Genomic DNA, 17,209 nt, shown 5'->3' on the forward strand with positions numbered 1-17,209 from the left:
CGGGCTGCGAAACAACAAAAGTAGGGCACTGCGCCTTCAGCCGATACGAGACAACAATCCGCCGGGTTGTCGTTGTATCCGGCCATCCAGTTCCAGATCAACCAGTGCCGGGCCGACATCGCCCGCACTGGCGGATAGGTCGCGGATCAACTGGTCTTCGGCAAGGGGCGAAGGGCCAAGCCGGTCAAGAATCTGAAGATGCAATTTTGCGGTTTCCCGAAGGCTGCGTTTTTGGGGCGGTGCAGGGGGCAGAGCATCCAGAAGGTCTCTGGCCGGTGATTCCGGCAGGTTGTCTTTCTCTCTGGGCAGCGCCTCGATCACGTCTTGTGCGTTGCGTACAAGTTGCGCGCCATCCCGGATCAACAAATTGCAGCCGGCTGCACGGGCATCCAGCGGATGGCCGGGAACTGCAAGCACCTCGCGACCCTGATCCAGCGCGTCGCGCGCGGTGATCAGGCTGCCCGACTTGGCGGCCGCCTCGACCACCACAACGGCCTGAGCCAGACCCGAAATGATCCGGTTGCGCCGCGGGAAATGCCGCGCTTGTGGCGTAGTGCGCAAGGGTTGCTCCGACAGTCGCAGGCCCTTTTGGGCAATATCCATCGCAAGATGCGCATTCTCTGCCGGATAGACGACATCGACACCGCCAGCCAGAACCGCGACCGTGCCTGTCTCCAAAGTCGCCAGATGGGCGGCCGCATCGATGCCACGTGCTAGGCCAGACACAACTACGTACCCTTCGGCACCCAGATCGTGTGCAAGTGCGCGCGCCATGCGCGTGCCAAGCGAAGAACAGTTGCGGGCCCCGACCAGTGCGATCATGGGTCGACGCAACAAATCCGCATTGCCCAACGTCCACAGAACCGGGGGCGCATCCTGAATATCCGTCAAGGATGCGGGATAGGCGGCATCGCCCAGGCACAAAAGCCGTGCGCGCACGGCTTTTGCGGCCTTGAGTTCGGCCTCGATCACGCCGGGAGGGCAGATTTCATAGCCCTCGACCCCGGCTGCGCGCGCCACTTCAGGCAGCGCAGCCAGCGCGTTCTGCGCTGATCCATGTTCGTTCAACAGGCGCCGAAATGTTGTCGGCCCGACCCGGCGCGAGCGCAAAAGACGGAGCCACGAAAACCGGTCTTCTTCCGTGGTGGGTGGGAGTGGGGGGTGATTGGAAGAATGCTGCTTCTCGGTCATCCGTCGCTCCGCCTGTTTGCAAAACTGGTTTACGCAACGGGGTCTTAACAGGCGGTGAATCGCGTAGAATTTATTCCAATTCACACGATTTCTTATCCTCAGCGGGCCGCAATGCGTTGAAATATAGCGATTTGGCAAATTGCCACAGCGTTCAGAAACCTGCGGGGCGACGCTGGTGCGCTCCGAATCAAGCCCGCCCGCCATTAACCCTGAACCCGGTCCGATTCTGCCTCAGGCAGCCGAACCGCCCACTGTCAACCCGTCCATCAACACCGTCGGCTGGCCGACGCCAACTGGCACCCACTGGCCATCCTTGCCGCAATTTCCCATTCCGGGGTCCAGTTCCATGTCGTTGCCCAGGCCGCGTATCTTCTTCAGCGCCGAAGGCCCGTCGCCAATCAATGTGGCGCCCTTGACCGGCGCACCGATCTTGCCGTTCTGCACCCGGTATGCCTCGGTGCAGGAGAACACGAACTTGCCGTTGGTGATGTCTACCTGTCCACCGCCGAAACCGACGGCCCAGATACCGTCCTTGATCTCGGCCACAAGTTCTGCCGGATCGGCGTCGCCGCCCAGCATGATGGTGTTGGTCATGCGCGGCATCGGGCTGTGGGCATAGCTTTGTCGCCGACCATTACCCGTTGATACGGTGCCCATCAGACGCGCATTCTGACGATCCTGCATATAGCCTGTCAGGATGCCATCCTCGATCAGAACCGTGCGTGAACTCGGGGTTCCCTCGTCATCCACGGTGATCGAGCCGCGCCGATCGGGGATCGTGCCGTCATCCAGAACCGTCACTCCTTTCGAGGCGATCCGCTGTCCCATCAGCCCGGCAAAGGCGGAACTTCCCTTGCGGTTGAAATCACCCTCCAGCCCGTGCCCGATGGCTTCGTGCAACAGGATGCCCGGCCAACCATGCCCCAGCGCCACTTCCATCACGCCCGCAGGGGCGGGCACAGCTTCAAGATTGACCAGCGCGATGCGCAGCGCCTCGCGCACCTTTTCCTGCCAGTCCGCCGGGTCGATCAGCCCGCCCAAACCTACACGCCCGCCGCCCCCGGCAGAGCCGCTTTCGCGTCGCCCGTCCTTTTCCACGATTACCGATACGTTCAAGCGCGTCATCGGTCGCACGTCTCGCACATGCACGCCATCGGGGCGCAAGATCTCCACTTCCTGTATCGAGGCCGCCAGCGCCGCACTGACCTGAACCACGCGCGAATCCAGATCGCGGGCAAAAGCGTCGATGTCCCGAAGAGTTTCGATCTTGACCGGAAAACTTGCCGATTCGATCGGGTCGGTATCGCTATAAAGCCGCTTGTTCGTCGCGATCGGTGGCTGGGCCAGCACACCGCCACCCGCACCCACCGCCAGACGCGCGGTTTCGGCCGCTCGTTTCAGTGCCGGGATCGAGACATCGGTCGAATGGGCGTATCCCGCGACCTCACCCTTGACCGCCCTCAGCCCGAAGCCTTCCGAGGCGTCATAGGACGCGCTCCGCAATCGACCGTCGTCAAACACCAGCGCCTCGGATTTCCGCCGTTCCACGAAGAGCTCTCCATCATCCGCCCCAAGGGCCGCAGATTGCAAAATCGCCAGTGCTTCATCCAGCGGAATCGCGGTCTCGAAGGGGCGAAACGGGTCATTGGGCATGGGCCGGAACCTTTCCGATTTGATCCAGATCAAAAATAGCGTCCGTTTGACGCAAGCATTTTGCTTTATCTAGTCTCCGGAATATGGTTTTTAACGCGGTCAAAGACAACGGGAGAGGTGCGACCTGATTCATACCTCCCTGTCAGGGACGCAAAGATCAAACGATCAGGACAGAAAATGAAGAATGCTTTGACGCTTTCGGGGCTTATCGCCGCCCTTTCCAGCCTGCCCGCCATGGCTCAGGAGCTTGAAACCATCGGTAAACCGACCCCCGGCGGACTGGGCTTTCAGCCGGCCGCGACGGAACTCGCCCGCGATCTGCAATCGCTCGACGGCCTGATTCTGGTCATCATCACATTGATCTGTATTCTGGTCGGCTTTCTGATGCTGTACAGCTTTGTACGCTTCAACAAACGCGCCAACCCGACACCGGCAAAGTTTTCGCACTATACCCCGGTCGAGATCGCCTGGACGGTCGGCCCGATCATGATCCTGGTTCTGATCGGATCGTTCTCGCTGCCGGTGCTGTTCAAACAGCAGGAAATCCCGCAGGGCGAAATCAATATCAAGGTCACCGGCTACCAGTGGTACTGGGGCTATGAATACACCGACGAAGGCTTCGGCTTTGAAAGCTTCCTTCTGGGCAAGGAAGCATTGGCCGAGAATGGATACAATCAGGATGAATACCTGCTGGCCACCGACAATGCCGTCGTCGTGCCGGTCGGCAAGGTTGTCGTGATGGACGTCACCGGTGCTGACGTGATCCACTCGTGGACCATCCCTTCTTTTGGCGTGAAGCAGGACGCGGTACCGGGCCGTCTGGCGCAGCTGTGGTTCAAGGCGGACAAGGAAGGCGTCTATTTCGGCCAGTGCTCCGAACTTTGCGGCAAGGACCACGCCTATATGCCGATCACGGTCAAGGTCGTGAGCGAAGAGGAATATGACCGCTGGCTGACCGAAGCCAAGGAAGAATTCGCGGGTATTCCGCAATCCTATCAGGTTGCCTCGAACTGACGTAAGGTGTGGCGGGGACACCCGCCCGATTTAGGATGATGCAGGGTGCGTGGTCTCCGCGCACCTTTCGCCCCCAAAGGACCGGAAATGAGCGACGCAAGCATCAATGCCAGCACAGTCCGCGAGGACGAGGCCAGCTTTGGCGATTATTTCGCCCTGTTGAAGCCGCGCGTAATGTCTCTTGTCGTGTTCACGGCTCTGGTCGGCTTGCTGGCTGCGCCCGTGCCGGTGCATCCGTTTGTGGGATTCTGCGCCATCCTGTTCATCGCCATCGGCGGCGGCGCGTCCGGAGCGCTGAACATGTGGTGGGACGCCGATATTGACCGCGTGATGAAGCGCACCAAGAAACGTCCGATCCCCGCCGGCAAGATTCAGGAGGGCGAAGCGCTCGCCTTTGGCCTGACGCTGTCGGGATTCGCCGTTGTAATGCTGGGTCTGGCAACCAACATCCTGGCAGGGGCCTTTCTGGCGTTCACCATCTTTTTCTACGTCGTCATCTACACGATGTGGCTCAAGCGTTCGACGCCGCAGAACATTGTGATTGGCGGCGCTGCGGGTGCATTCCCGCCCGTCATCGGCTGGATCGCGGCTACCGGCACTATGTCGGTCGAACCCTGGCTGATGTTCGCTTTGACCTTCATGTGGACACCGCCGCATTTCTGGGCGCTGGCCCTGTTCATGCGTTCGGATTATGACGACGCCGGGGTGCCGATGCTGACCGTGACTCACGGCCGTCGCGCCACCCGAGTTCACATTCTGGTTTACACTGCCCTGCTGGCGCTGCTGGCCGTCGGCACGGCCTTTTCTGACATTGGCGGCCCCGTCTATCTGGCGGTGGCGTTGGTCATGAATGCCCTGTTCCTGCGCGGTGCCTGGAAAATCTCGCGCCGGGACGAACACGCGTCAGAGGCCGATAATTTCAAGGCCGAACGGGGTTTCTTCAAGCTATCGTTGCTCTATCTCTTCCTGCATTTCGGCGCGATTCTGGCCGAGGCGCTGCTGAAGCCCTATGGGTTGGGGGGCTGGGGATGAGCCTGCGTAAGACACACGAACTGCACAATCGCCGCTTTGGCCGCAATCTGGGCGTGGCCCTGACGCTGGCGGCTTTGATCGTCATCATCTTTGGCCTGACCGTGGTAAAGGTCAGCCGGGGCGACTATGAACCGCCGCGCGCAGAGGTGCAGAACTGATGGCGATTCGGGGACCCCAGAAAACGGTTCTGCAACTGGTCGGCGTCGTCGTCGTCATGGGCGCACTCGCCTGGGCGTCGGTGCCGTTTTACAACTGGTTCTGCCGGGTCACCGGCTTTGGCGGAACCACTGGCGTGGCCGAGCAAAGCTCGGACACAGTGATCGACAAAACTGTCACCGTGCGCTTCGATGCCTCGAAGGAACGCGGCATGCCGTGGGAATTCAAACCGGTCGAACGCGAGATGACGCTTCGTATCGGCGAAACCGGGCTAGTCTTTTACGAGGCCTACAACCCGACCGACAAACCTGTCGCCGGGCAGGCCTCATATAACGTGGCCCCCTATTCGGCAGGTGGCTACTTCCAGAAAATCGCCTGTTTCTGCTTTGACGAACAGGTGCTGCAACCGGGGGAACGGGTGGAGATGCCCGTGACCTTCTATGTCGATCCGGAAATCGTCAACGATCCGGAAGGGCAATACGTGCATACGATCACTCTGTCGTATACATTCTACGAAATCGACCTGCCCGAGGGGTACGCAGCCCTCGACGCGCAGGCGGAAACAACAACGAACTAATGCCTGTAGGTGAGGGACGCTGATGGCACACGCTAAAAATCACGACTACCACATTCTGAGCCCGTCGATCTGGCCGCTGATCGGCGCAGCGGGCGGTTTCGTCATGCTGGTCGGGGCCGTATTGTGGATGCACGGCATCACCGCCTATATGTTCTGGGCCGGTCTTCTGGCCGTTCTCTACACCATGTTCGGCTGGTGGTCGGATGTGGTGGCCGAAAGCCGCGCCGGCGATCATACGCCCGTGGTGCGGATCGGCCTACGCTATGGCTTCATCCTGTTCATCACTTCCGAGGTGATGTTCTTCTTTGCCTGGTTCTGGTCTTTCTTCAAACACCGTATGTACCCGATGCAGGATTATGTGGGCACCGAATATGTCGCGCCAAGCATCCATGCGGTCGACCCGTTCCACCTGCCGCTGATCAACACGCTTGTTCTGCTGCTTTCGGGCTGTGCGGTAACCTGGGCGCACCACGCGCTGGTGCATAACAATGATCGCAAGGCGTTGGTGCAGGGTCTGGCGATCGGCATCGTGTTTGGTATCGCCTTTACCTTCCTGCAGGGTTACGAATACGCCGAACTGCTCAAGCATGAAGGCTGGGAATTCGGCGGCGACCAGTTCTATTCGAACTTCTTCATGGCCACCGGTTTCCACGGCGCGCACGTGATCATCGGCACCATTTTCCTGACTGTCTGCCTGCTGCGTGCGATGCGCGGGGATTTCACGCCCGAAAAACACATCGGATTCGAGGCGGCGGCCTGGTACTGGCACTTCGTTGATGTCGTCTGGTTGTTCCTGTTCTTTGCCGTCTACATCTGGGGTCAGGCCCCGCTGATGTAAGGCCGGTCAGGCTGATCAATTGCAAAAGCCGCCCCAAGGGGCGGCTTTTTCTCTATGTGGGTCGCAAGATTGCTCTCCATACAATTGCGTGGTTGCAATTCAGCCCGCGCGCCCCTTAACAAGACGCCGGTTCCTGAAATGAAGTTTGGTCCTGACATGCGCCGTATTCTGTTCCTGCTGATCTTCGGCCTCGCCGGTTTGGGCGTGCTGCTGTCGCTGGGCTTCTGGCAGGTACAGCGCCTGGCGTGGAAGCAGGTCGTTCTGGCAGAGATCGAAGATCGGATCTCGGCCACGCCGGTTTCCCTGCCACCGCAGATTTCGGCGGATCAGGACAAATACCTGCCGGTGACGGTGTCGGGCGAGATGGAGCCTGCGGAAATCCACGTTCTTGTGTCGCTCAAACAGGTTGGTGCGGGGTATCGCATCATTCAGCCGTTCAGCTCCAGCGGCCGGACCATTTTGATTGACCGGGGGTTCATCCCGACCACGGCCAAACAGGCCGGGCGTCGGAACGGCCAGATGCAGGTGACAGGCAATTTGCACTGGCCGGACGAAATTGACAGTTACACGCCCGCACCTGATATCGACGCCAATATCTGGTTCGCCCGCGATGTGCCCGCGCTTGCGGCTGCACTGGGTGCGGAGCCGGTTCTGCTGATCGCCCGTTCGCAAACCGATCCGAATGTGACTCCGTTGCCGGTGGACACGGCGGGAATACCAAACGATCACCTGCAATATGCAATAACCTGGTTTGGCCTGGCTCTGGTCTGGGCCGCGATGACCGGATACTTCCTATGGCGCAGCCGTGCCAATTCTGAAAGTGACGCGACATGAAATACATCTCGACCCGCGGGCAGGCGCCCGAACTCTCGTTTGAAGAGGCCATGCTGACCGGCCTTGCCCGCGACGGCGGCTTGTACGTGCCTGCCGAAATCCCGGTGATGACCTATGCCGAAATCGCGTCGCTGGCGGGGCTGCCCTATGAGGAAATCGCATTCCGCGTCATGTGGCCCTATGTCAGCGGCTCATTTGCCGAGGACGAGTTTAAGGGGATCATCGCGCGCGCTTACCAGGATTTCGGCCACGCCGCCCGCGCGCCGCTGAAACAGCTGAACGAGAACCATTTCCTGCTCGAGCTGTTTCACGGCCCCACCTTGGCATTCAAGGATTTCGCCATGCAGCTCATTGGTCAGCTGTTTCAGGTTGCCCTCAAGAAGCGCGGCGAGCGGGTGACCATCGTCGGCGCGACCAGTGGGGATACCGGTTCAGCCGCGATCGAGGCGTTCCGCGGGCTGGACGCGGTGGACGTTTTCATCCTGTTCCCGCATGGCCGTGTTTCCGAGGTACAGCGCCGCCAGATGACCACGCCCGCCGACAGCAACGTGCATGCGCTGGCGGTGGATGGCGATTTCGACGATTGCCAAGCCTCCGTGAAGGACATGTTCAACGATTTCGACTTCCGCGACGGGGTCAGGCTGGCTGGCGTAAACTCGATCAACTTTGCCCGCGTATTGGCACAGGTGGTCTATTACTTTTCTGCCGCCACCAACCTCGGTGCGCCGCATCGCAAGATCAGCTTCACGGTGCCAACCGGCAACTTTGGCGACATCTTCGCTGGCTATCTGGCCAAGCGTATGGGGCTGCCGATTGACCGCCTTGTGGTGGCGACCAACCAGAACGACATTCTGCATCGCTGCCTCTCGGGTGAGGGGTATTTCAAGGGCGAGACTATCCCTTCGATCAGCCCGTCGATGGACATTCAGGTCAGCTCGAATTTCGAACGCGCGCTCTATTATGCCTATGGCGAAGATGGCGGGGCCATCGCACAATTGATGGATGAGCTGAAACAGGGTGGCTTCAATATCAGCCAGGGCGCGATGGAAGCGCTGCGTGAGAATTTCGATTCGGGCCGTGTGTCCGAAGAGGAAACGCTGGCCACGATCAAATCCACGCTTACCCGTAGCGCCGAACTGGTCTGCCCCCATTCCGCCGTCGGCGTGAAGGTGGCCGAAGAGGCGCGCGCGGCAGATGTTCCAATGATCACCCTTTCCACCGCACATCCGGCGAAATTCCCCGCTGCTGTGGAACAGGCAAGCGGCGTGCATCCGCCTCTTCCCCCGCGCATGTCTGACCTGTATGAACGGTCGGAACGGGTGACCCGCATCGCCAACGATCTGGGCGCCATCCAGGACTATATCAAAGGGCAGATTACTGCGTGACTGTTAGACAAGACCAACTGGCCAACGGCTTTCGTATCGTCAGTGAACACATGCCGGGGCTGCAATCTGCGGCCATTGGCATCTGGGTAACCGCAGGAGGCCGCCACGAGCGGATCGAGCAGAACGGCATCGCTCATTTCCTCGAACACATGGCATTCAAAGGGACAGAGCGGCGCTCGGCGCTGGAAATTGCTGAGGCTATCGAGGATGTGGGTGGCTACATCAACGCCTACACCTCGCGCGAGGTGACGGCATACTACGCCCGCGTGCTCAAGGACGACGTGGCGCTGGCCATGGACGTGATCGGGGACATCGTGATGAACCCGGTCTTCGACCCGCGCGAGATCGAGGTCGAGCGCGGTGTGATCCTGCAGGAAATCGGTCAGGCCCATGATACGCCCGATGACGTGATCTTTGACTGGTTGCAGGAAGAAAGTTATCGCGACCAGCCTTTGGGTCGCACCATCCTTGGGCCCACGGAACGGGTCAGCGCCTTTTCGCGCGAGGATCTGTCGGCCTTCGTGGCGGAACATTACGGGCCGGAACAGATGATCCTGTCCGCTGCAGGCGCCGTCGACCACGATCAGCTGATGAAATTGGCCGAAAAGATGTTCGGGCATTTGCAGCCCCGCAAGGGGCTGATCGCCGAGCCTGCCCGGTTCATCGGCGGCGAGGCACGCCACGAAAAGGTTCTGGAACAGGCCCATTTCGCGCTGGCGTTCGAAAGCCCGGGCTATCGTGACGACGCCATCTATACCGCGCAGATATACTCGTCGGCACTGGGCGGTGGCATGTCCTCGCGGCTGTTTCAGGAAATCCGCGAGGTGCGCGGCCTCTGTTATACGATCTTTGCGCAGGCCGGAGCTTACGCCGATACCGGCACTACCACGATCTATGCCGGTACCTCCGCCACTCAGGTTGCGGAACTGGCGGGTATCACCATCGACGAGATGAAGCGCGCAGCCGAAGACATGAGTCCCGAAGAGGTCGCCCGTGCCCGCGCCCAGATGAAGGCCGGGATGCTGATGGGGCTGGAAAGCCCCTCGAACCGGGCCGAGCGTTTAGCCCGGCTGGTGCAGATCTGGGATCGGGTGCCGTCGCTGGAGGAAACGGTCGAGAAAATCGATGCCGTCACCACCGCTGACGTGCGCCAGTTCGCCGAGGATATGGCGGTCACGGCCCCTGCGGCGCTGGCGCTTTATGGGCCGGTGTCGACGGCGCCGTCCCTCGTGGACCTGCAGGAGAGGCGCGCGGCGTGATGCTGCTGGGCAAGCGTAAGCTGAAACTCGAAACCGAGCGGCTCAGCCTGCGCCCGCCCGCGCATTCCGACTATCAAGACTGGACAGCGCTGCGGCGCGCCTCGGAGGATTACCTGACCCCGTGGGAACCGGTCTGGGCCAACGATCACCTCAGCCGTAAATCCTTTACCAACAGGGTCTACTGGGCGCAGCGCTCGATCTCGAACGGCTCGGCCATCCCTTTGTTTCTGTTCCGGCGCGCCGATGACGTCCTGCTGGGCGCGGTCACGCTGGACAACATCCGGCGCGGCCCGGCGCAGGCGGGAACGCTGGGCTACTGGACTGGGCAGGCCTTTGCCCGGCAAGGCTATATGCGCGAGGCCATCGGTGCGGTTGTGCATTACGCTTTCACCCGCCTGGATCTGAGCCGGATCGAGGCGGCCTGCCTGCCGGAAAACGCGGCCTCTCGCGGGTTGCTGGAAAGCTCGGGCTTCAAATACGAGGGCGTGGCGCAATCCTATCTGCAGATCAACGGGCGGTGGCGGACGCATGTGCTTTATGCCAGCCTCAGATCCGACCGGCGCGGCAAGACGGATACGGGCTAGGTGACCTCTTTCCGGGTCATTGGGGCGCTACCCAAACCCCGGAGTATTTTTGAAAAGATGAAAGACTATGCGTGACTTGGGACCAAGTCGCGCTACACTTGCGCTCATGTGGCGGGTTCTTCTGGCATTGATCGTAGTCGCGGGGGGCGCGGCGGCACAGGAACGGCGGCCGAGCCATTGCATCGCCATTGCCGATGCCGCGCCGGGGATCGATTATCTGCACAAGGCGGCTTGGCAGGACCCGGTGCCGAAGTATTCGGTACGGGTCAGCTATATCGCGCATGCCTCGTTTCTGATCCAGACACGCGGCGGGCTGAATGCGGTCACCGATTTCACCGGGTTCATCGGCGGCGCCGATATGATTCCGGATATCGTGACCATGAACCACGCGCACGAGACCCATTGGACACAATTCCCCGATCCCGCGATCCCGTATGTTCTGCCGGGTTGGGGGCGTTTTGGCGAAGGGATCGAACACCACCTGGATCTTGGCGAAATCCTGATCCGGAATGTTTCGACCGATATCCGATCGGTCTATGGCGGGGTCGAGGAACGCGGTAACTCGATCTTCGTGTTCGAGGTCGAGGGGCTGTGTATCGGCCACCTGGGACACTTGCACCACGTTCCCAGCGACGCGCAGTTCGCCGCTCTTGGCCGACTGGACGTGGTCATGGCTGCCGTCGATGGCGGTACGACCATGCCCTTGCCCGAAATGATTTCGGTTCTGAAGCGCTTGAAAAGCTCGGTCATAATCCCGATGCACTGGTTCTCGGGCTATTCACTGGAGCGTTTTCTTTCGGGCGTTCGAGACGAGTTCGCCATACGGCGCGACGGCGTGTCCGAGATCGAGGTGTCGCTTCGCTCCTTGCCCGACCGGCCCACGGTGGTTGTGCTGGAACCGCGATACCTGATCGAGCCCGATTAGGGCTTGCCCGGCGCACGTGCCTTGGGCATGGATTGGGCATGACCCTGAATCCCGCCGATGACAGTTTTGCCGCTCGCCTCACCAAAGAGGTTCCGCAGGATATCCTGAACCCGGTCGAGCCGCGTTTCCTGGAAGAGCCGCGAGGGCGTTATGCTGGGCAGGCGGGCCTTGTGGCCCTGCCGCGAACCGTGACTGAGGTCGCGGCGCTGATCCGCTGTGCCGCTGCGGCGCGGGTGCCGGTTGTCCCTTATGGGGGCGGCACCGGCCTGGTAGGCGGGCAGGTGACGCCCGAAGGGCCGGCGCCGCTGGTGATCTCGATGGAGCGGATGGCGGCGATCCGGGCGGTGCACCCGGCCGAAAACGTGCTGGTGGTCGAAGCTGGCGCCATTCTGGCCGATGTTCAGGCGGCGGCCTGCAACGCCAACCGCCTGTTTCCCTTGTCACTCGCCTCGGAGGGAACCTGCAGGATCGGCGGCAATCTTGCTGCAAACGCTGGTGGGGTGAATGTGTTGCGCTATGGCAATGCCCGCGACCTGTGCCTTGGGTTGGAGGCGGTCCTGCCTAACGGCGAGATCTGGAACGGGCTGACCCGGCTGCGCAAGGACAACACCGGATACGATCTGCGCAACCTGCTGATCGGGTCCGAGGGGACGCTGGGTATCATCACGGCGGCGGCGCTGAAGCTCTATCCCATCCCGGCGGGCACCAGCACCGCGATGATCGTGGTTCCGTCGCCCGAAGCGGCGTTGGAACTGCTGGCCTGCGCCCGCGATCGCGTCGGCGAGGCGGTCAGTGCCTTTGAACTGATCCACAGACAGGGGCTGGAGTTTCTGGCCGAGGTTCTGCCCGGCATTCGCCAGCCGTTCGATGTCAAACCCGAATGGTGCGTCCTGGTCGAGCTTGGCCTGCCACAGGGACTTGATCCCGCCCGTACCATGGAGGCGCTTTTCAAGACGGCCTTGCAACACGGGATCGCCCGGGATGGTGTCGTGGCGCATTCCGATGCGCAGCGTCGGGCGCTCTGGTCGGTGCGTGAACATATCCCCGAGGCCAACCGGCTGATCGGTTCGGTGTCGAGCCATGATATCTCTTTGCCGCTGTCGGTCATCCCCGATTTCATTCGCGGCGCGGCCGGGGTCGTTTCGGGGTTGGGTGCGTTTCGTATCAACTGTTTCGGGCATCTGGGCGACGGCAACCTGCACTACAACGTCTATCCGATGGCGGGCATCGACCGCGCGACGCTTGAAGGCAAAAAGGAAGCTGTCATGCAGGCGGTGCATGATCTGGTACGCGACTATGGCGGCTCGTTCAGCGCCGAGCACGGGGTCGGGCGGATGAAGGTCAAGGATCTGGAGCGTTACGGCGATCCGGTGAAACTTGCCGCCATGCGGGAGATCAAGGCGACACTGGACCCTGCCGGGATCATGAACCCCGGCGCGGTTCTGCGTCGCGCATAGCCGCTCAGAGGCCTTCGAATTCGCATAGGGCGTGCACATCCATGCCCATGCCTTCCAGCACCTTGCGCCCGCCCAGTTCCGGCAAATCGATGATGAACGCGCAGGACACGATGTCGCCGCCCAGGCGCTGGATCAGCTTGATGCCGGCCGCTGCGGTGCCACCGGTGGCCAGCAGGTCATCGACCACCAAAACCTTCTCGCCCTCTTTGATGGCGTCGTCATGGATTTCGACGATGGCCTCGCCATATTCCAGCTTGTAATCCTGACTGATGGTGGTGCCCGGAAGCTTGCCCTTTTTCCGGATCGGCACAAAGCCGACGCTCAGTTGGTGTGCAATCGCGCCGCCAAGGATGAACCCGCGCGCTTCCAGCCCCACGACCTTGTCGATGCGCTCGCCCGCGTAGGGGTGCAGCATCTGGTCGATGGCCATGCGGAACCCGCGCGCATCGGCAAACAGCGTGGTCACGTCGCGAAACATGATCCCTTCATGCGGAAAATCGACGATGGTGCGGATATAGTCCTTGACCGAGGTGCTTTTGGGCATGCGGCCTCCCTTGCTGACATGGTTCACGCAAGCGGGTTTGACGCATCGGGACGCGCCGTTCAAGAGGCAGGATGCGGGCTGCGGCGTCCCGCCCTTGGATTTGGTTCAACGCAGCGAAAATGCCGCTCGATGTATCCGGAAAAACCGGGTCAGGCCGGGCGGCGCAGCAATGCGGTGGCCACGCCCATGCCCATCAACGTCACGCCGCCGACTCGGGTAATCCCCGTGATTACCTTGGGGCGCGCGATCAGGCGCCGCAGGCGGTCGGCCAACAAGGCATATGTCAGCGCATTCAGCCAGGCGAGTCCAACGAAGGTGGCGATCAGGATGGTGAACTGCGGCATCAAGGCCTCGCCAGGTTTGATGAATTGCGGCACGAAAGCAATGAAGAACGCGATGGATTTCGGGTTCAGGGCCGTTACCGCCGCTGCGTGACCGAAAACGTTACCTGCGGTCACATCACGCTCGGTGCGCACGGTCCCCAGACCATCGGACGGCGCGCTGCGCAACAGTTTCCAACCCAGCCAGATCAGATAGGCGGCACCGACCCATTTCAGCACCATGAACATCTCGGCCGATGCCAACACGAGCGCCCCCAATCCCAGAAGCGACGCGGTCATCGCCACCAGATCGCCCAGGGCCACCCCCGTGGCCGAGGCCACCGCAACGCTGCGCCCCTTGGACAGGGCATAGCTCAGCACCAACAATACGGTCGGACCGGGGATCAGCAGCAGTGCGGTCGAGGCGGCGACAAAGGCAAGCCAGAGGTCGAGAGGCATGAAAACACCTGTGATTGACATATCGGTGCATCAAACAACGCCCGCACGCGAACGTCCATACCCCGCGTTTTGCTATGGAATCTTGATGGCCTGTACGTGCATCCAGTCAAAGTTCTTCTCGCGGCCCAGCGATACCCAGCCCTCTTCCTCCCAGAAGCGCCAGAAATCCAGGCAGTCGGCGCGGGCCAACCGGGCCTTTTTCCACCCCCAGTCCAGCTTGTTGCGCGACGGATCCCAGTCGATGGCGGCGGCGAAAGAGTGCGTGGACCATGTCGAGCCATTGCGCTTGCGCCGCACATTCTTGCACCCGCCATAGATGTCCAATCCCATGTCGACCCGGGCATCGTGGTCGTAACGGGCAGCGATTTTGGTCAGAACCCTTTCAAGGCTCTGGGCGACTTTCGGATGGCAACCGATCTTGCTGGTCTTGACCGACCGGTCCCAGTCCAGCTTCATCGTCCAGGGCACAGCAACGATCGTGGTTGCGGGCTGCCCACCCGAATTCGGATTGAAGCCGAAAAAACTGAACAGATCGGCCTGCCCGGTTTTATCTGCAGGCCAGCCATTGGGATTGACGTCCAACGGCACGATATCCCGGAAATCCATCGGCAACTCGCCGGTCTCCCGGAAAAAGCGGAAATCACTATAGCCCGCCTCAGTAAGGCTTCCCCACAAACCGTCGATGTCCCCGGGATCAATACCGGCGTCCTTGCTGACTAGCTGAAATGCGGCGACGCGTTTTCGGGCGGCACTCCAGGCACTTGGGTCACCGGATAACTCGCTGGCGCGCGGTTGGACCAGAGCCGCAGCCGCCGTATCCATTGCGGCGTTGATCTGTCCATCAATCGGGCCGGAATACGTCCCGGTCGCGCTCAACTCTTCCTGCAAAATGCGGATGGCACCTTGTTTCATGAAAAATCCCCCACGAATTTCTGAAAACAATGGGGGGATTGTATCACATCACGGGCGACTTCTCAGCCTTTTGTAGCTAAAGCACCCGCCCCGCCACCGCGTCCAGTTTCGTCAGCAACTCCGGGTTGCGCTTCTCTGGTGCGGTCAGAATGGCAAAATCCAGCGCCCGGTCGCAGCCATGCGGGCAGGGCGCGCGGTCCGCTCCCAGCAACGCAGGCAACCCCTTGACCAACGTGCGGCCCTTGTCGGCGTTTCCGGTCAGCGTGGCGATAATGGCACTGATATCCACCTCGCCGTGATGCGGGTGCCAGCTGTCATAGTCGGTGACCATGGCGATCGAGGCGTAACACAGCTCGGCTTCGCGGGCGAGCTTGGCCTCGGGCATGTTTGTCATGCCGATCACATCACAACCCCAGACCTCGCGGTACATCTTCGATTCCGCCAGGGTCGAGAACTGCGGCCCTTCCATCGCCAGATAGGTGCCGCCGCGGTGAATGTTGATCCCTGCCGCCTTTCCAGACGCCTCGCAGGCGTCGCTCAGGCGCGGGCAGGTTGGATGCGCTGCGCTGACATGGGCAACACAGCCGGTCCCGAAAAAGCTTTTCTCGCGCGCGAACGTCCGGTCGATAAATTGATCGACAATCACGAAATCCCCCGGCGCCATCTCTTCGCGAAACGACCCGCAAGCCGATACCGAGATGACGTCTGTCACCCCCAGCCGCTTCAGCGCGTCGATATTGGCGCGGTATGGCACCTCTGTCGGCGAATGCACGTGCCCCCGCCCGTGGCGCGGCAGAAAAGCCATGTCGACCCCTTCCAGCGACCCTGTCAGAACCTCGTCCGACGGTGTTCCCCAAGGGGTCTCAACCGCAACCCACTTGGCGTTTTCAAGCCCGTCGATCTCATAGATGCCCGATCCGCCGATCACCGCGATTTTCGTCTGGCTCACCTGTGCTCTCCCTGCCTTGGTCGTTGCCTGCTCAAGGTTTTTGGAGGGCCGCGACCGGAATGACAAGAGCGCTGTGCCGTGTCCCAAGGTGCCCTCTGGTCACAATGCCCTGAAGACGACCAGTGGCTGCGTCAAGTGGCCCCACCTGCCCGGCGCGCCGGAGCCAACACCGCGACAAGGTTCGACACCAAAAGCGCGCCGATCACCACTGCGCCTCCCGCGATCGCCCAAGGCCCCGGATCTTCACCGACTACCGCCCAGACCAGAATGGGCGCCAGAACAGATTCCAGCAGGACCAGTAACGACACCTCGGCCGAGCTGATGTAGCGCGGGCCAAGCGCCAGCAGGCACGAGGCCGCCCCGATAAAGGCTCCATGACCCAGAAACAGCGGCCATTGCTGCTCAAACGCCGCAGCCGGCGATACGAACATCCCAATTATGAGCGCCGCACCGATATAGGCAATCGGAATGGCCGGGATCATTGACGTGTCCCTGACCTTGCGCACCGCGGTCAGCGCGGCCGCAAAGGCGGCAGACACGTAAACGGCCCAGATGTCACCCCTCCAGGACGAAATCTGCGTCTCGCCCGACCCATAGGCAATCATCGCCAGCCCCGCCAAGACCACCGCCATCGTCAGCACCATGCGCCGCCGAATGGGCTCGCCCAGGAAAATCCGGCTGAAAATCGCGGCAAATATCGGCATCGAGGCAAAGATGAACACCACGTTTGCGACGCTGGTATTGCTGACGGCCAGAACAAAGGCCGGCGCGGTAGAGCCGATCAGGATCGTATAGATCACGCCCGGCCAACCGGTGTTCAGCAAGGCCCGAAACCCGCTCACCCCCTGAACCGCCAGCAGGACGATCAGCACAACAGTTCCGGCGGTCAGGCCGCGCCAGAATGCAGTCACCATCGGATCGGCCCCGATCAGCCGCACAAACAGTGAATCCGGCACGACCAGCAGCACGCCCAGCGTTGTAATGATCAGACCTTTCAAGTGATCGCTCATGCCGATGAGTTAGGGGCAAGACTGCGACCAAGTAAAGACCGGCCGGATCTTCGCCATGCGCGCGACGCATGGCCGCATCCCGCTCAGTGCGGTGGCTTGATGGGGCACAA

18 protein-coding genes are annotated in these 17,209 nt (G+C 61.2%); 11 read left to right on the plus strand and 7 right to left on the minus strand.

Translation table 11 applies throughout. The features are described 5' to 3' along the window. Positions 1–36 precede the first annotated feature (36 nt). A complete protein-coding gene (gene dprA / locus AC2FMY_RS04430) occupies positions 37–1,191 on the minus strand; it encodes a DNA-processing protein DprA (protein WP_496744781.1) in 1,155 nt (384 codons plus the stop codon). 231 nt (positions 1,192–1,422) lie between these two features. Next, entirely contained in the window at positions 1,423–2,844 is a 1,422-nt protein-coding gene (gene tldD / locus AC2FMY_RS04435) for a metalloprotease TldD (protein WP_496744779.1), read from the minus strand. A 177-nt stretch (positions 2,845–3,021) separates the two neighbouring features. Here tldD and coxB point away from each other — a divergent pair, with 177 nt between their 5' ends. The 11 genes from coxB to AC2FMY_RS04490 all read left to right on the plus strand — a co-directional run bounded on the left by coxB (position 3,022) and on the right by AC2FMY_RS04490 (position 12,905). Beyond that, positions 3,022–3,858 (plus strand): cytochrome c oxidase subunit II, encoded by an 837-nt coding sequence (gene coxB, locus AC2FMY_RS04440; RefSeq protein ID WP_480747743.1) that lies wholly within the window; start codon positions 3,022–3,024, stop codon positions 3,856–3,858. Positions 3,859–3,945: 87 nt separating this feature from the next. Further along, positions 3,946–4,890, plus strand: coding sequence for a heme o synthase (cyoE, locus tag AC2FMY_RS04445; RefSeq protein WP_496744777.1), 945 nt, complete (start codon positions 3,946–3,948; stop codon positions 4,888–4,890). Beyond that, the gene (locus AC2FMY_RS04450; protein WP_480747741.1) at positions 4,887–5,048 is read left to right on the plus strand and encodes a cytochrome c oxidase system small membrane protein; all 162 of its coding nucleotides are present in this window, start codon (positions 4,887–4,889) and stop codon (positions 5,046–5,048) included. Before cyoE ends, AC2FMY_RS04450 begins: the two co-directional genes overlap by 4 nt. Beyond that, positions 5,048–5,623 carry a cytochrome c oxidase assembly protein gene (locus tag AC2FMY_RS04455; RefSeq protein ID WP_496744775.1) on the plus strand — a complete coding sequence of 192 codons (576 nt, stop codon included), beginning with the start codon at positions 5,048–5,050 and terminating at the stop codon, positions 5,621–5,623. Before AC2FMY_RS04450 ends, AC2FMY_RS04455 begins: the two co-directional genes overlap by 1 nt. A gap of 22 nt (positions 5,624–5,645) precedes the next feature. Then, the gene (locus AC2FMY_RS04460) at positions 5,646–6,461 is read left to right on the plus strand and encodes a cytochrome c oxidase subunit 3 (RefSeq protein ID WP_480747739.1); all 816 of its coding nucleotides are present in this window, start codon (positions 5,646–5,648) and stop codon (positions 6,459–6,461) included. A gap of 156 nt (positions 6,462–6,617) precedes the next feature. Next, entirely contained in the window at positions 6,618–7,295 is a 678-nt protein-coding gene (locus tag AC2FMY_RS04465; RefSeq protein WP_496744840.1) for an SURF1 family protein, read from the plus strand. Next, entirely contained in the window at positions 7,292–8,680 is a 1,389-nt protein-coding gene (thrC, locus tag AC2FMY_RS04470; protein WP_496744772.1) for a threonine synthase, read from the plus strand. Before AC2FMY_RS04465 ends, thrC begins: the two co-directional genes overlap by 4 nt. Next, on the plus strand, positions 8,677–9,939 hold the full coding sequence (locus AC2FMY_RS04475) for a M16 family metallopeptidase (RefSeq protein ID WP_496744770.1): 1,263 nt from the start codon (positions 8,677–8,679) through the stop codon (positions 9,937–9,939). The genes thrC and AC2FMY_RS04475 overlap by 4 nt, the downstream gene beginning before the upstream one ends. Next, positions 9,939–10,523: a GNAT family N-acetyltransferase gene (locus tag AC2FMY_RS04480; protein WP_496744768.1), complete on the plus strand. Its 585-nt coding sequence runs from the start codon at positions 9,939–9,941 to the stop codon at positions 10,521–10,523. Before AC2FMY_RS04475 ends, AC2FMY_RS04480 begins: the two co-directional genes overlap by 1 nt. 106 nt (positions 10,524–10,629) lie before the next feature. After that, complete coding sequence (locus AC2FMY_RS04485) at positions 10,630–11,448, plus strand: MBL fold metallo-hydrolase (RefSeq protein ID WP_496744838.1); 819 nt, start codon at positions 10,630–10,632, stop codon at positions 11,446–11,448. A 38-nt stretch (positions 11,449–11,486) separates the two neighbouring features. Continuing rightward, the gene (locus AC2FMY_RS04490) at positions 11,487–12,905 is read left to right on the plus strand and encodes an FAD-binding oxidoreductase (RefSeq protein ID WP_496744766.1); all 1,419 of its coding nucleotides are present in this window, start codon (positions 11,487–11,489) and stop codon (positions 12,903–12,905) included. 4 nt (positions 12,906–12,909) lie between these two features. On the opposite strand, the gene AC2FMY_RS04495 is transcribed toward AC2FMY_RS04490, so the two are convergent. The 5 genes from AC2FMY_RS04495 to AC2FMY_RS04515 form a co-directional block, all read right to left on the minus strand. Beyond that, entirely contained in the window at positions 12,910–13,449 is a 540-nt protein-coding gene (locus AC2FMY_RS04495; RefSeq protein WP_480747733.1) for an adenine phosphoribosyltransferase, read from the minus strand. 149 nt (positions 13,450–13,598) lie between these two features. Next, positions 13,599–14,228: a LysE family translocator gene (locus AC2FMY_RS04500; protein ID WP_496744764.1), complete on the minus strand. Its 630-nt coding sequence runs from the start codon at positions 14,226–14,228 to the stop codon at positions 13,599–13,601. A 72-nt stretch (positions 14,229–14,300) separates the two neighbouring features. Next, the gene (locus AC2FMY_RS04505; protein ID WP_496744762.1) at positions 14,301–15,140 is read right to left on the minus strand and encodes a hypothetical protein; all 840 of its coding nucleotides are present in this window, start codon (positions 15,138–15,140) and stop codon (positions 14,301–14,303) included. 76 nt (positions 15,141–15,216) lie between these two features. Further along, positions 15,217–16,089 (minus strand): S-methyl-5'-thioadenosine phosphorylase, encoded by an 873-nt coding sequence (locus AC2FMY_RS04510; protein WP_496744760.1) that lies wholly within the window; start codon positions 16,087–16,089, stop codon positions 15,217–15,219. 131 nt (positions 16,090–16,220) lie between these two features. Next, positions 16,221–17,099 (minus strand): DMT family transporter, encoded by an 879-nt coding sequence (locus tag AC2FMY_RS04515; protein WP_480747729.1) that lies wholly within the window; start codon positions 17,097–17,099, stop codon positions 16,221–16,223. Positions 17,100–17,209: the final 110 nt, after the last annotated feature.

It is taken from the genome of Ruegeria sp. YKSE079 (assembly GCF_059612845.1).

Coding starts and splice junctions, on each gene's coding strand:
- dprA (WP_496744781.1), bottom strand. CDS start 1,191: ATGACCGAGAAGCAGCATTCTTCCAATCACCCCCCACTCCCACCCACC.
- tldD (WP_496744779.1), bottom strand. CDS start 2,844: ATGCCCAATGACCCGTTTCGCCCCTTCGAGACCGCGATTCCGCTGGAT.
- coxB (WP_480747743.1), top strand. CDS start 3,022: ATGAAGAATGCTTTGACGCTTTCGGGGCTTATCGCCGCCCTTTCCAGC.
- cyoE (WP_496744777.1), top strand. CDS start 3,946: ATGAGCGACGCAAGCATCAATGCCAGCACAGTCCGCGAGGACGAGGCC.
- AC2FMY_RS04450 (WP_480747741.1), top strand. CDS start 4,887: ATGAGCCTGCGTAAGACACACGAACTGCACAATCGCCGCTTTGGCCGC.
- AC2FMY_RS04455 (WP_496744775.1), top strand. CDS start 5,048: ATGGCGATTCGGGGACCCCAGAAAACGGTTCTGCAACTGGTCGGCGTC.
- AC2FMY_RS04460 (WP_480747739.1), top strand. CDS start 5,646: ATGGCACACGCTAAAAATCACGACTACCACATTCTGAGCCCGTCGATC.
- AC2FMY_RS04465 (WP_496744840.1), top strand. CDS start 6,618: ATGCGCCGTATTCTGTTCCTGCTGATCTTCGGCCTCGCCGGTTTGGGC.
- thrC (WP_496744772.1), top strand. CDS start 7,292: ATGAAATACATCTCGACCCGCGGGCAGGCGCCCGAACTCTCGTTTGAA.
- AC2FMY_RS04480 (WP_496744768.1), top strand. CDS start 9,939: ATGCTGCTGGGCAAGCGTAAGCTGAAACTCGAAACCGAGCGGCTCAGC.
- AC2FMY_RS04485 (WP_496744838.1), top strand. CDS start 10,630: ATGTGGCGGGTTCTTCTGGCATTGATCGTAGTCGCGGGGGGCGCGGCG.
- AC2FMY_RS04490 (WP_496744766.1), top strand. CDS start 11,487: ATGACCCTGAATCCCGCCGATGACAGTTTTGCCGCTCGCCTCACCAAA.
- AC2FMY_RS04495 (WP_480747733.1), bottom strand. CDS start 13,449: ATGCCCAAAAGCACCTCGGTCAAGGACTATATCCGCACCATCGTCGAT.
- AC2FMY_RS04500 (WP_496744764.1), bottom strand. CDS start 14,228: ATGCCTCTCGACCTCTGGCTTGCCTTTGTCGCCGCCTCGACCGCACTG.
- AC2FMY_RS04505 (WP_496744762.1), bottom strand. CDS start 15,140: ATGAAACAAGGTGCCATCCGCATTTTGCAGGAAGAGTTGAGCGCGACC.
- AC2FMY_RS04515 (WP_480747729.1), bottom strand. CDS start 17,099: ATGAGCGATCACTTGAAAGGTCTGATCATTACAACGCTGGGCGTGCTG.